10 protein-coding genes are annotated in these 14119 nt (G+C 55.0%); 1 reads left to right on the top strand and 9 read right to left on the bottom strand.

Translation table 11 applies throughout. The features are described 5' to 3' along the window. Positions 1-9: 9 nt before the first annotated feature. Positions 10-177 carry a hypothetical protein gene (locus tag BLO51_RS29000; protein ID WP_167670068.1) on the top strand — a complete coding sequence of 56 codons (168 nt, stop codon included), beginning with the start codon at positions 10-12 and terminating at the stop codon, positions 175-177. Here the strand turns inward: BLO51_RS29000 and gyrA are convergent. The 9 genes from gyrA to BLO51_RS01130 form a co-directional block, all read right to left on the bottom strand. Beyond that, on the bottom strand, positions 174-2609 hold the full coding sequence (gene gyrA / locus BLO51_RS01170) for a DNA gyrase subunit A (protein WP_090665938.1): 2436 nt from the start codon (positions 2607-2609) through the stop codon (positions 174-176). The two genes, BLO51_RS29000 and gyrA, sit on opposite strands and share 4 nt — an antisense overlap. 14 nt (positions 2610-2623) lie before the next feature. Further along, complete coding sequence (gene parE / locus BLO51_RS01165) at positions 2624-4597, bottom strand: DNA topoisomerase IV subunit B (protein WP_090665935.1); 1974 nt, start codon at positions 4595-4597, stop codon at positions 2624-2626. A 54-nt stretch (positions 4598-4651) separates the two neighbouring features. Next, positions 4652-5644: an ABC transporter permease subunit gene (locus BLO51_RS01160; protein WP_090665933.1), complete on the bottom strand. Its 993-nt coding sequence runs from the start codon at positions 5642-5644 to the stop codon at positions 4652-4654. Beyond that, positions 5637-6614 (bottom strand): ABC transporter ATP-binding protein, encoded by a 978-nt coding sequence (locus tag BLO51_RS01155; RefSeq protein ID WP_090665931.1) that lies wholly within the window; start codon positions 6612-6614, stop codon positions 5637-5639. The genes BLO51_RS01160 and BLO51_RS01155 overlap by 8 nt, the downstream gene beginning before the upstream one ends. Positions 6615-6632: 18 nt before the next feature. Continuing rightward, positions 6633-7595 (bottom strand): GDSL-type esterase/lipase family protein, encoded by a 963-nt coding sequence (locus BLO51_RS01150; protein WP_174551170.1) that lies wholly within the window; start codon positions 7593-7595, stop codon positions 6633-6635. A gap of 171 nt (positions 7596-7766) precedes the next feature. After that, on the bottom strand, positions 7767-9185 hold the full coding sequence (locus BLO51_RS01145; protein WP_090665929.1) for a M23 family metallopeptidase: 1419 nt from the start codon (positions 9183-9185) through the stop codon (positions 7767-7769). Between the two features lie 165 nt (positions 9186-9350). Then, the gene (locus tag BLO51_RS01140) at positions 9351-10118 is read right to left on the bottom strand and encodes a sugar phosphate isomerase/epimerase family protein (RefSeq protein WP_090665926.1); all 768 of its coding nucleotides are present in this window, start codon (positions 10116-10118) and stop codon (positions 9351-9353) included. Positions 10119-10233: 115 nt separating this feature from the next. Continuing rightward, complete coding sequence (locus BLO51_RS01135) at positions 10234-12084, bottom strand: ABC transporter ATP-binding protein (protein ID WP_425415789.1); 1851 nt, start codon at positions 12082-12084, stop codon at positions 10234-10236. Further along, positions 12081-13949, bottom strand: coding sequence for an ABC transporter ATP-binding protein (locus tag BLO51_RS01130; RefSeq protein ID WP_090665924.1), 1869 nt, complete (start codon positions 13947-13949; stop codon positions 12081-12083). The genes BLO51_RS01135 and BLO51_RS01130 overlap by 4 nt, the downstream gene beginning before the upstream one ends. Positions 13950-14119 lie beyond the last annotated feature (170 nt).

Raw genomic sequence — 14119 nt, 5'->3', positions numbered from 1 at the left:
GTGGAAGGAATGGAAGACTGGAAGCGCAAAATCGGAGAAAGCGCATTGACCAAAGGAATTATAAACGACCCAGACTGGCTCGAAAAGCTGGACGATTCGATGCCGGTATGGGCCGTTCTGCAATTGATGCTGGAGCTGCTCGAAAAGCTCGAGCCGCAGTACACCAGCTATGACTAAGTAATCTTCAAAATATTCGTTACTGTTTCATTTTTATTGACCGGAACGACGCATTTCCCTGTGGACTTGCGGTCATCAATCGGCGTCCGCTCGGTTGAGAAAGCTACTCTTCCGCCCGTACTAAGGATGGCGGTCAGGTCGAACGGCTCTTTAACCGCAAAAGCGCCTTTCAGCTCCGATCCGTTCGGCTTTACCCGCTTGCCCTCCTTGAATTCGAACGTAATAATCCCCTTGCCTCCGCGTCCTTGAACGGGATAATCCGCTACGAGTGAACGCTTCGCATACCCAAGCTCCGTCATGACGACGACTTCTCCTTCGTCCCCGTCGATCCAATCGGCGGCAACGACCTCATCGTCATCCTTAAGCTGAATGCCGCGAACCCCGGCAGCGGCGCGTCCCATCGGATTCACTTCGTCCTCCTTGAAGCGGATGGCCATCCCCTGCTTCGTCACCAGCAGCAGCTCTTTTGAGCCTGTGCTGAGCAATACGTCGAGCACCGCGTCCTGATCGCCCACTTTGCAAGCGACGATCCCGGTCGAACGATTCGTAAAATAATCCTTCAGCTCGGTCCGTTTGACCTGCCCTTTGCGTGTAACAAATACGAGCGACTTGCCCGGCTCTTCGAAATCTTTGACCGGCAACACGTGAATAATACGGTCGTCCTTGGAAATCGGAATGACGTTGACGATGGCAGTGCCGTTCTCCTTCCATTTGTACTCCGGAATTTGATGCACAGGCAGCAGGAAGTATTGCCCTTTCTGCGTGAAAATAAGCAGGCTCTCCAGCGTATTGACATCGAGCAGATAGCGAAGATAGTCGCCTTCCTTCAGTCCCGTCTTGTCAATCTCGCCGCCGGAGCGGATAAACGACAGCTTGCCCGTACGCTTGATATAGCCTTCGCTGGAAAGCGTAACGAAGACGTCTTCGGCCGTCACCATAACTTCTAAATTGACTTTAAGCTCTTCCACTTCGTCCTGGATGTCCGATCGGCGGTCGATACCGTACTTATCGCGGATTTGCGACATTTCATTCTTAATGACAGTCAAAAGCTTCTTCTCGCTGCCAAGAATTCCTTTCAGATAAGCGATCGTTTTCTGAACGTCCTTCCATTCCTTTTCCAAAGAATGGATCTCCAGATTCGTCAAACGATACAGCTGCAAGGTCAAAATCGCATCGGCTTGCCGTTCGGTAAAGCCGAATTTTGCGACGAGGTTGTTTTGAGCGTCCTGACGGTTTTTCGACGCTTTGATTGCGGCGATGACCTCATCCAGGATGTTGAGCGCCTTGACCAGTCCTTCGAGCACATGGGCGCGGTCTTCCGCCTTCTCCAACTCGAATCGCGAGCGAAGGGTGACCACTTCTTTCTGATGGTCGATGTAGGCCTCCAGCATATCGCGCAGCCCGAGCTGCTTCGGCGTCTTGTTGACGATGGCGACCATGTTGAAATTATAGGCCACCTGCAGGTCGGTTTTCTTATACAAATACGCCAAAATCCCCTGTGCATCCACTTCCTTTTTCAGTTCGACGACAATACGAAGACCCTCGCGGCCGCTCTCGTCGCGAACCTCCGCAATGCCTTCGAGTTTTTTCTCCAGACGGATATTTTCCATCGCCGTTACCAGGCGGGATTTTACAACTTGATAAGGAATTTCGGTAATGACGATTTGCTGGCGTCCGCCCCGCAGGTCCTCGATCGCCGTGCGCGCCCGCACATAGATACGGCCCCGGCCGGTCCGGTACGCGTCGCGTATCCCTTCCGAGCCCATAATAATGCCGCCGGTCGGAAAATCTGGGCCTTTGATGGTGCCCATCAATTCCTCCAGCGTGCTGTCCGGCTTATCGATCAACACTATGCAGGCATTAACCACCTCTCGCAGGCTGTGCGGCGGAATTTCCGTCGCAAATCCGGACGAGATGCCGCTAACGCCGTTAACCAGCAAATTCGGAAACCGCGAAGGCAGCACAACCGGCTCCTTCGTCGTGTTGTCAAAGTTATCCTTGAACTGGACCGTCCGCTTCTCGATGTCCCGCAGCAGCTCCATCGCGATTTCGGACAACCGCGCTTCGGTATACCGCATCGCAGCCGGCGGGTCGTCGTCCATCGAGCCCCAGTTGCCGTGGCCGTCAACCAGGACATGGCTCATTTTCCAAGGCTGCGCCATCCGCGCCATGCCTTCGTAAATCGAGGCGTCGCCGTGTGGATGGTAATTGCCCATCACGTCCCCAACCGTCTTCGCCGATTTGCGATACGGCTTATCCGGCGTGTTCCCGGAATCGTACATGGCGTACAGAATACGCCGCTGCACCGGCTTCAGCCCGTCGCGCACGTCCGGAATCGCGCGGTCTTGAATGATATATTTGGAATACCGGCCGAACCGGTCGCCTACAACCTCTTCCAGAAAGGCCGGCAAAAAATTTTCCTGGATACTCACAAAAGGTCCCCCGTTTATTCTTCAAATTCCGTGAAGTCCACGTTCTCGATGATCCAGCGCTTCCGCGGATCGACTTTATCCCCCATCAGCGTAGATACGCGCCGCTCGGCTTTGGCCGCATCCTCAATCTGCACCTGCAGCAGCGTGCGCGTCGCCGGGTCCATTGTCGTTTCCCAGAGCTGGTCGGGGTTCATCTCACCGAGTCCTTTGTAACGCTGCAGCTCGATGTTTTTGCCGAGCTCCTTGGTTAGCGCATGCAGTTGCTCGTCGGTCCAAGCGTAACGGACCGTACTGTTTTTGCCGGCTTTTTTCGTCACCTTAAACAGCGGCGGCTGGGCAATATACACCTTGCCCACGTCGATGAGCGGCTTCATGTACCGGTAGAAGAACGTCAGAAGCAGCACCTGAATATGCGCGCCGTCGGTATCGGCATCGGTCATAATGATAATTTTCGCGTAATTGCTTTCCGACTCGTCGAATTCCGGGCCGACTCCTGCGCCGATGGCGGCGATGATCGCCTTGTATTCGTCGTTTTTCATAATATCGAGCAGCTTAGCCTTTTCCGGGTTCATCGGCTTGCCCTTGAGCGGCAAAATCGCCTGATGCTTCGAATCGCGCCCCTGCTTCGCCGACCCGCCGGCGGAATCGCCTTCGACGATGAACAGCTCGTTGCGGGTGTAGTCCTTCGATTGGGCCGGGGTCAGCTTGCCGCCGAGGTTCGAGCTTTCGCTCTTGCCCTTCTTGCCGCTGCGCACCTCTTCCCGCGCCTTTCTCGCCGCCTCGCGCGCTTTGGCCGACTGGATCGCCTTTTTCATGATCAGCTGCGCGACCTGCGGATTTTCTTCGAGGAATACCGCCATTTTATCGGAGACGACCGAATCGACCACGCTCCGCGCCGAAGCGCTGCCGAGCTGGTCCTTCGTCTGGCCGACGAATTCGACCTCGCCCATCTTGATGTTGATGACCGCCATCATGCCTTCGCGCAGGTCCTGCCCGTCCAGGTTTTTTTCCTTTTCCTTGAGCATCCCGTTCTTGCGCGCATAGTCGTTCATCACGCGGGTATAGGCGGTTTTGAAGCCCGTTTCATGCGTTCCCCCGCCACGTGTCGGAATCGAGTTGACGAACGAAACGAGCGTCTCTGTGTAGCCGTCGTTATACTGCATCGCCACTTCGACTTCGATTTCGTCTTTCTCCGCCACAAAATGAATGACGTCATGCAGCACCGCTTTTTCCTCGTTCAAGAACTGCACGAACTGGCTGGCGCCGCCTTCGTATTGGAATTCCTCCTGCTTATCCGCACGCTGGTCGGTTAGCGTGACCTTCAGGCCCGAGTTCAAAAAGGCGATTTCCTGCAATCGCTCGCAGAGCGTATCGAAATTGATCGTCGTCCCGCCCTGAAAGACGCGCTTGTCGGGTTTGAACGTGACCTTCGTTCCGGTTTTGCGCGTCGTCCCGATCACTTCCAGGCCGGTGACTGGCTCTCCGACGTGCTCCTTTCCTTGTTCATCCACCCAATATTCAAACCGCTGGCGGTGTGTTTTGCCTTCGCGGTAAATTTCCACTTCAAGCCATTCGGACAGCGCATTCGTCACGGAAGCGCCTACGCCGTGCAAGCCGCCGGACTTTTTATATCCCCCGCCGCCGAACTTTCCGCCGGCATGAAGCATCGTAAACACCACCTGCGGTGTGGGAATCCCCGTTTTGTGCATGCCGGTCGGAATGCCGCGGCCGTTGTCGCACACCGTCACGGACTGATCCTTATGGATCGTCACGTCGATTTGCGTACAATGCTTGGCCAGATGCTCATCCACGGCATTATCGACGATTTCCCAGATCAAATGGTGAAGCCCGGACGTACTGGTACTGCCGATATACATCCCCGGCCGCTTTCGTACCGCTACCAATCCTTCGAGCACCTGGATATCGTCTGCACCGTAGTCCGCCGGCGCTGCTGTCGTTTTTCCAAACAAATCGAGTTGATCCGCCATCGCAGCCTCCCTAAAAACACCTATGTCTCCGCAACATTATAACATTTGATCGGATTAGTTCAATACATCTTTTTTCGTGAATACCGCAAACGAGACGATGACCGAAGCGATTCCCCATACGGTCAACACTGCCAAGGAGAACGGCAAATCCATGCCTTTGATAGGCGGGAGCGTCCCGCTGAGATACGTTGTCAAGTTCAAGTTGACCATGAACAAATATTTGGCCGCCTCCCAGGAAGAGACCATATTCGTCAAGATCGTGCCCGAGATGAGCAGCGCCAGCATGATGCCCATTCCCGCTGCCGTGCTGCGCACGAGCACCGAGATCATCAGCGTCATCACCGCGACGACGATCGCCGCATACCAGACCAGCCCGAACTCCATGATCAGGTACAGCCACTGGTCGATCGGGCGGACGAACGAGAAGTCAACCTCCGTTCCCTTCACCTGAAACCCGAAGAAAACCGGCATGTCCCAGCCCCCGTAGCCGAACACGACGCCGGAAATAAGATAGCATAACATGGCTGTCGCAATCACGATAAACGAGGTGAACAAAATCAGACTTAACAGCTTGCTCAGGAGGATTTTCCAGCGCTGGACCGGACGCGTCAGCAGCAGCTTGATCGTCCCCGTCGTATGCTCCCCGGATACCATATCGGCAGCGACGACCATAACCATGAGAGGAATGAACAGATTAACGGCATTCTTCACAAACTCTCTAGTAAAGGTTACCCCGTTCGGCTCGGCCGGATTCACATCTTTATCCAGATAGTACTGAGCCAGCTTCACTTCGACGCGGCGCCACTGCTTCCATTCCTCGGGCACGCGTCCGCTGCTGAGACTGCGGGTATAGTCCACAATCTTCTGCCGCTGCTCGACCCGCCAGTCGGTCGTTCCGAACTGCTTTCGGTTGCTTTCCGCCACCTTCATTTGCGCATACGTGAACATCGGGATGATTGCGGCCAAAATAAGCAGCACGACGAGCAGCCGCTTTTTTTTGATCATTTTGATGCATTCGTTCTTGACCAGCGGATATAAACTAACCAATGCGCTCACCCTCCGTCAGCTTCAGAAATAAATCTTCCAGCGTCGGAAGCTTGATTTCGATGCCGTGGAGCGCAGCGCCTGCTTCCATAAGCTGCCTCGACAGCTCCGGAATCGCCGCCGAATTTTGCAGGGCAATCAGCCGCAGCACCCCTGTCTCCGTCCCGGCCTCATCTGCGACCGAGACCGACTGCACCTCGGGATGCGATTGCAGAACCTTTAGCGCAATCTCGGCCGGGAGTGCGCTCCAAACGACCGTGCTAACGGATTCGTCCACAAGCGACGATACCTCGCCGACCGTAATGACCTCGCCATGGCTTATGATCGCGACACGGTCGCACATTTGCTGAATTTCACTGAGCAGATGACTGGAAATGAACAAGCTGAGCCCGTTCTCGGCCAACTGGCGGATAAATTCCCGAAGCTCCTTGATTCCCTGCGGATCGAGGCCGTTGGTCGGCTCGTCCAAAATGAGCAGCTTCGGGTCGTTCAGAAGCGCTTGGGCGATACCCAGACGCTGCCTCATTCCCAGCGAGTATGTTTTGACTTTGTCGTGGATGCGCGCGTCCATGCCGACGATGTCCACCACTTCGCGGATGCGCTTCTCGCCCACGCCAGGCAGCATTCGAGCAAAATGCTCCAGGTTTTCCCAGCCGCTGAGGTACGAATACAGTTCCGGATTTTCCACAATACAGCCGACATACCGCAGCGCCTCGTTATGCTCCTTATGCACGTCATAGCCGCAAATGCGGATCGAGCCTTCCGTCGGCTTGATCAAGTCCACCAGCATGCGGATCGTCGTCGTTTTTCCCGAGCCGTTCGGCCCGAGAAAGCCGAAAATCTCCCCGGCGCGCACGTCGAACGAAATGCCTTTGATGATCAGCCGTTTGCCGATCGTCTTTTTTACGTTATCGACCGCCAGAACAATGTCCGTGTCTCTTCCTTTCCGATGCTGCTCTCCGGTCTGAACCATACGCTTCCGGCCTCCCCGCTATTTTAAAATATCGACGATCCGATCCGCGATCCGGTCGTAACCGTCCTGGTTCGGATGAAAGTGGTCCGTGTATAAATATTTGCTCAAATTCAGCTCGAACAAATCGTACGTCGGCACCTGCGTGATGTTCGGGTACCGGTTCGCCAAATCGAACGCCGCCGCGTTCCACTGCCGGATAACCGGGGCTCCTTCGCGCTGAGGGTCCAGATCGAGGAATGGATGGTACAAGCCGACGTAAAAAATCCGCGCCTGCGGACTCGCCTTGCTGACCCGATCAAAAATTTGCTCAAGACGCTTCAATGCGTCAGGAATACGCTCGGCCGCCGCTTTCGGGTTAAAGCCCGCTCCGGCCTCCTGATCCGGCGAGCCCGGGGTGCTTTTCGGCGTCTCTGCGGCCTGGCCGCTTGGAGACGTCCGCTCCTTCGAAGAGTCCGCGCCTGACGTGCCGCTTGTGCCATCGGAACCGGACGTGCCGTTCGTACCGTCGCCCGAACTAAAAATGCCCGCGCCGCTCTGGAACAAATCGTTGCCCCCGATCGTCAGCAGCACCAGATCCGCCTCGGCGAGCGACTTGTCGATATCGGCTTTCTTGTCCCAATCCTTGAGCACATCCGCTGTCCGATAACCCGGAATCGCAAAATTGTTGTAGACGAACACCGGCTTGCCCAGCTGCTTCTCCAGCTTGTCCCTTGCGCCGCCGACATATCCTTTGCCCGACAAATCGCCGGTGCCTGCGCTTAGCGAATCTCCCAGCGCCACGATGCGGATCTGCTCCTTCGCTTCCCAGTTGTCCGTCTTCGGTTTCGCAGCGGGCTGCTGCGGAGCCTCTGTTGCGTCGCGCGCAACGGGCTTCGGAAAAATAATCTGATTGATGCCGTAGGCGAATCCGACAGCACACAGCACCGTCGATAACAGTGCGGCAAAGCCGACAGTCCGCCACAACCATCGCGTGGATTTCATGCGTTCTCCCCCAGTTTCGGCAGCTTTACTGCAAGGACTCGTCACTTCAGTAACTATACATTTTAGAGTAGCGGTTTGCCGCGCGATTTGCAAACTTTGGGGAGGAGAGAGGATTGAAAGAGGGGTAGCCAGAGGCAAGCGACATACGAAGAAAAGCGTCAAACTGCCAGTTCAGACGCTCAAATATTGAAGCGGATTTTGCTGCTGGCCGTTCTTGATGATCTCGAAATGCAGATGGACGCCGGTCGAATTTCCCGTACTGCCCATCACGCCGATTTTATCGCCTTTCTTGACGCCGTCCCCCTCGCGGGCTACGACTTTGCTAAGATGCCCATACAGCGTCTCGTACCCGTTCTGGTGATCAATGACGATACAGTTGCCGTAGCCCGATTTCCAGCCGGCAAACGTTACTTTGCCGTGATCGGCGGCCATAATCGCTTTTTGCTCCGAAACGAAATCGGTACCGTTATGATTTTTCCCCCAGCGCAATCCGAATTCGCTCGTTACTTTGGGCTGCAGCACCGGCAGGGCGAACTTGCCCGTACCTACGCCGGGTATCACCTTCGTCCCTTGCCTCACAACCGTCCGTACCGGCAATTCGAGTATCGTTTCGTCGACCACCGATTGACTTGCCGGCTCGCCGTTCACACGGACGGACTCGTAGGTCACCTGCTTCCAGCCGGGCTTGCCGTTAGCCACGATCTGAATGACGCCCGCCTGCAGCTCGCTGTCTTTTTCGTAGACGATGCCGCTGGCTATCCGGATCTCCTCGGTATGCGTCTCGATCGTTTTGACCGACAAGAGCGGCTGATTGACCGAAAGCTTAAGCGTTTGTCCGACCCGTATCAAATCCTTCTTAATCTCCGGATTGTTTGCCCGGATTACATCGGCAGCGACTTGAAACCGCTGCGCGATCAACGAGATGCAGTCCCCTTTTTGCACCGTATACGTAAGAGGCTGGGCGGCGCCGCTTAATATCCGGTTCAGCACCGCTTCGGCCGGCTCGACCTTGCCCGGGGCAACGGCCGCTTCGAGCAGTTGCACTTCCTGGGTAAATTCGGCGGTCATTTTCACCTTCGGCCGGTTTCCAGCGCCTGCTTCCGACAAGATTGCAACCTCCTTGGACACGTTCAAAAAAGGCGCCTTCACCTGATCCAAGAGGGCTGCGGCAGTAAATACGTCCTTCACAATGCCGACCGGCGTGCCGTCGATCCGAATTTCCGTGGCAAAAAAAGCAAAAACTAACTTATCGTTCAGCGCGGCAATCACCGCATCATTGTCGTATGCGCCTTGGAACGTTTTGTTTCCATCGAATCGAACGAACCGAAGCTGCTCCAGATTGGACGTAACGCGCGCATGGTCGTATTGCTGCCCTACTTCTTCGTATCGGGCCGCCTTCCATTGCTTTACAATTTCCGGGTCACTGACCGTCCCTACATGCTGATCATCCAGAAACACGTCAAACCAATACACCGGCTGCGACTTTGCGAACCAGCGGCACGAGATCAAGACGGCGACGATGACCGCAAAGGCCGTTCCCCATTGCACCAACTCAAGCAGCAAGCTGCGTGTGACGATGCGCTTTTTCAACGTCCTTCCCTCCCTTAACGGATCGATTCGATGTTCGTACCGGCGAACAAGTTCACTTCCCCATGTATATGTCAGAGATGTAGCGAGTAGACAAAAAAACAAAATACCCCCGACGTTTCTGCTTGCGCAAAAACGACGAGGGCAGGCATAACATGAACGATCCGCTTAATTGGACGCCAGTTGATCGGCCATGCGATGAAGGTTGGTTAAGCTGATTTGCAGACTATCCAGCGGGTTGCCCGGACAAACGTCCTGCTCCACCGCGTACCATTCGACGCCGCTCACTTCGCCCCACTGCAGAATCGGGATGAAATCGATGACGCCCGTACCCACTTCGGCAAACGTCTGATGCTCGTCATTCGACATGTCCTTCAGGTGAATAATCGGCATGCGGCCGGTATATGGGCGGATAAAAGACACCGGATCGAGGCCGCCCTTTTTCACCCAGTACACGTCGATTTCGGCCAGTACGGCGTTGTTCTTGGACGGCTCCAGCAAATATTCGAGCGCGGATACCCCATTCACGGTCGTCTCGAACTCGAACGCATGGTTGTGGTAGCTGAGACGGAGGCCGAGCGGAGCGAGCTTCGCCGCCACTTCGTTCAGCTTGGCGCGTACCGCCCGGTACCCTTCTTCGCCGCGCAGATCGGCAGCGATGAACGGGCAGATCAGGTCGCGCGTTCCGAACAGCTTGGCCTGCTCGACAATCGTTTCAAGTTCGTTTTGCAGCGCTTCGTAGCTAACGTGCATCCCTGCGACGCCAAGCCCCGTCTCCTTGAGAACGGCTGCGATTTCTTCGGCGGTATAGCCCCGCAAACCGGAAATTTGCACGCCTCCCCAGCCCATACGCTTCAGCTCCCGCAGCACGCCCGGAAAATCTTTCTCCAGCTCGTCACGCAGAGTATACAATTGTGCCGCAAACTTGTTCTTCACAACGATGTCAGCTCCTTTGAATTTAGAGAGCGCATAAAGCAGACCAGTGCCTGACAAATGCGCTTCCGGCAGGTATTGTTCACGTTAACAATCATACCATACCGGCCAGCATCTGTTAACCTGTTTCTTTCAAAAAGCGGTACTGTGCTTGAATCAGTCCGTGATAAATACCTTGGTGACGCATCAGCTCCTCGTGATTGCCCTGCTCCATAATTCGGCCGTGATCCAGTACGAGAATATGATCGGCATGACGAATCGTCGACAGCCGGTGAGCGATGATGAAGGACGTCCGCCCGGCCATCAGCGTCTTGAGCGCTTCTTGAATTTTCAGCTCCGTCTCCGTATCGATGCTGGCCGTCGCCTCATCCAGAATGAGGATGCGCGGGTCCGCCAGAAGCGCCCGGGCAAACGAAAGCAGCTGGCGCTGTCCCATCGACAGCACGTTCCCTCTCTCCTGCACCTCGGTATCGTAGCCGTTCGGCAAATTCACGATAAACTCGTGAGCTCGGACAGCCTTGGCCGCCGCCTCCACTTCCTCGTCGGTCGCATTCAGCCGTCCGAACCGGATGTTGTCGCGAATCGTCCCGGAAAAAATGAACGTATCCTGAAGCACGATCCCGATCTGCGAACGCAAGCTTTGAATCGTTACATCGCGGATATCGTGGCCGTCGATGACAATGCCGCCGCCCGTTACATCATAAAAGCGGCAAAGCAGGTTGATGATCGTGCTTTTGCCCGAACCGGTATGGCCGACAAGCGCGATCGATTGGCCCGCCTTCACGTTCAGATCGATCCGCTGCAGCGCGTGCCGGCCGGGCTCGTATTCGAACTCCACCTGCCTGAAGTCGATATCTCCGCGAATCGTCGGCAGCGGCCGGGCCGTCGGCTTCTCCGCCACGTTGGGCTGCTCGTCGATATATTCGAAGATCCGCTCCGACGAAGCCATCGCAATGAGCATCTGCGAATACATTTGGCCGAGCCGGTTGATCGGTTCCCAGAAGCTGCCGATGTAAGAGGCGAAAGCTACGAACAAGCCGACGGTCATTTCCCCGCTTTGAATCAAATAAGCGCCAAGCAGGAACAAAATAAAGTAGCCGACCGCCCCGGTGACCTCAATGATCGGGTTAAACGACTGGTTCAAGGTTGATGCGCGGTTCCACGATTTATGGTTATCCTGGTTCATTTGCTCGAAATAAGCGATGTTCTGCTTTTCCTGCGTGAACGCCTGCGTCACCTTGATGCCCTGGATGCATTCATTCAGATGAGCGTTAATACGCGACGTCTTCGTCTGGACGACCTGCCAGGCGCGGCGAATTTTCACGCGCAGCCGTGTCGAAATCAGAAACATGATCGGAACCGTGAGAACAATCGCCGCGCCTAGCTTGACATTGTATAATAATAGGATAATGATGATGCCGATCAGCTGCACACAGTCGATCATCAGATTGACGGCGCCGTTCGTCAGCAAGTCTTGAAGCGAGTTTACATAGTTCGTCACGCGAACGAGAATCGAGCCGGCCGGACGTTTGTCGAAAAACCGGAACGACAGCCGCTGAATATGGCTGAACAAATCGTGGCGCAAATCGTAGATGATCCGCTGGCCGATCTCGTTCGTATACCGGATCCGGTAGTTGTTCGCGAGCCATTGAATGATATACAGCACGAACATGGCGCCTACGCAGAGTGCGAGCAGCTTGCCGTCCTTCTGCTTCAGCGCGTTGTCGATCGCAAAGGCGATCAAAAGCGGATTCAGCAGCTTCGTCAGAGCGCCGACGGCCATCATGATCAAGATGACAGGCGCCATCTGCTTCGCATACGGCTTCATATATTTGCCGACACGCTTAACTTGAACCCAGTCGAACCCTTTGTCAAGCTCCTCGTCGTCTTGATAGACGAACCGGGATTTCAGCAGTTCCTCGCCTTCAGGCTTCGAACCGCCGGATGAGTTGTTCCGTTGTCCGCTCAATGTGAATACCTCCTTACGTCAGCTTGAGAAGCAGCAGCCACTTCCGCCGTCGATTCGTTGTGCTGAGCCGGTTCTTCGGTCCCTGCAGAACCTGCCCTTTCATGGAGCGGCCCCTCATCGGCATCGATATCTTCCGGCTGATCGGCAAATTGAATTTTGTACGTTTCGAGGTACGGCCCCTCCTGCTTCATGAGCTCGGCGTGGGCTCCTCTTTGCACGATGCGGCCTTGATCCAGCACCAAAATCTCATCCGCATGCTTCAACGAAGAAATCCGGTGCGCGATAATAAACGTCGTGCGGCCTTTCATTACCTCTTCAAACCCTCGTTGAATTTCGTGCTCGGTTTCCATATCTACGGCGCTTGTGGCATCGTCGAGAATTAAAATTTTCGGATTTATCAGCAGCGCCCGCGCAATCGCAATCCGCTGCTTTTGCCCGCCGGATAGACCCAGGCCCCGTTCGCCGACGATCGTATCGTAGCCCATCGGCAGCTCCATGATGAAATCATGCGCTTTAGCCAGCTTCGCCGCCTGAATGACCTCTTCCATGGACACGTCGTTGACGCCGTAAGCAATATTGCCTTTGATGCTGGAAGAAAACAGAAACGTCTCCTGAAATACAATGGCCATCTGACTGCGCAAGCTTTCCAGTGTGATGTCGCGAATGTCCGTTCCATCGAGCGTAATCCGGCCTTCCTTCACATTATAGGCCCGCAGCAGGAGCTGAATAACCGTCGATTTCCCGGAGCCAGTACCGCCGAGCAGGCCGATGACCGTGCCCGCAGGCGCATCCAGATTGAAATCGGTGAGCGCCGGATGCTTATCCGTATACGCGAAGGTCACGTTGTCGAAACGGACGTGGCCCTGCACCCGGTCAGGCTGCAAAACGAGCGCATGTTCTTTATTTTTCACGTGTTCGTATTGATGCAGCACTTCGAGCAGCCGCTCGCCAGCCGCTTTCGATTGCGTGAAGTTGTTGATATGAAAGCCGATGCCCCACATCGGGCCGATAATATACCAGATCAAGCTGAAAAAGGCGACAAGCTCCCCGAGGGAAATGCTTTCGTTCATCACCATCCAGCCGCCGACTCCGAGCAAAATGACCACGCTCAAGTTGGCGAACAGCTCCATCAGAGGAAAATATTTGGCCCAAATACCTGCGGTCAACACGTTGTTTTCCTTGTAGTTTTCGTTGCGTTCGGCAAATTTGTCGATCTCGTGGGGTTCTCTCGCGAACGATTTGACCGTCCGTACCCCGGTGATGTTTTCCTGCACGGAAGTCGTCATGTTGCTCATCGATTGACGGATCAACCGGAACGCCGGATGAATTTTCCCCTCGAACCGGATCGCCGTAAAGACGAGGAACGGCATGCAAATCATGGTGAGGAGCGTAAGCTGCCAATTGATCGACACCATCATGATTACGCCGAAAGCAAACATCATAATCACGTTCAAAATTTGGACGAAGCCGAAGCCGATAAAATCCCGTACGGCCTGCAGATCGGCCGTGAGGCGCGACATCAAATCTCCTGTACGCGCTTTGTCGTAATACTGAAACGACAAGTACTGCAGCTTCCGGTAAAGGGCGGCCCGCAGGTTGAATGCGGTTTGGTTGCCGAGCCGCGCACTGGTCACGCCGTGCAGAAACTGAAAGGTCGCCTTGACGATCATCACGCCGGCTACGAGAAGCGCCAAGTACGGGACGGCCGAGAACTGCCCTTTCGAAATCACTTCGTCGATCAAGTACCGAAGCAGATTCGGGTACACGAGTCCCAGCGCCGTTGTCGTCATCAAGCAAACGATCGAGGCATACAGAAACCTTCGTTCCGACCAGTAAAACTCCTTCAGCTGCTTAAATACTTCCATGGAGATCCTCCTTCTCCGGGCTTTGCTGCGAGAGCGTTTCCGTTCTGCGCCAAGCCTCAGCCGACACATTTTTTTCTCATGGAATACGGCGGTAGGGCCGCAAAAGCAAAAATGGCTTTCGAAGCGGAATGATGGCTCCGAAAGCGTTTCAGCTATGAGAAGTAGTGTAG

The organism is Paenibacillus tianmuensis (assembly GCF_900100345.1).
Taxonomy (GTDB): Bacteria; Bacillota; Bacilli; order Paenibacillales; family NBRC-103111; genus Paenibacillus_G; species Paenibacillus_G tianmuensis.
Note: the sequence above shows the minus strand (reverse complement) of the source record. Positions and strands in the feature narration are given on the sequence as shown.

Bases quoted from the DNA above. Each gene is read 5' to 3' on its own strand.
- BLO51_RS29000 (WP_167670068.1), top strand. From the start codon at position 10: ATGGAAGACTGGAAGCGCAAAATCGGAGAAAGCGCATTGACCAAAGGA.
- parE (WP_090665935.1), bottom strand. From the start codon at position 4,597: ATGGCGGATCAACTCGATTTGTTTGGAAAAACGACAGCAGCGCCGGCG.
- BLO51_RS01155 (WP_090665931.1), bottom strand. From the start codon at position 6,614: ATGGTTCAGACCGGAGAGCAGCATCGGAAAGGAAGAGACACGGACATT.
- BLO51_RS01150 (WP_174551170.1), bottom strand. From the start codon at position 7,595: ATGAAATCCACGCGATGGTTGTGGCGGACTGTCGGCTTTGCCGCACTG.
- BLO51_RS01130 (WP_090665924.1), bottom strand. From the start codon at position 13,949: ATGGAAGTATTTAAGCAGCTGAAGGAGTTTTACTGGTCGGAACGAAGG.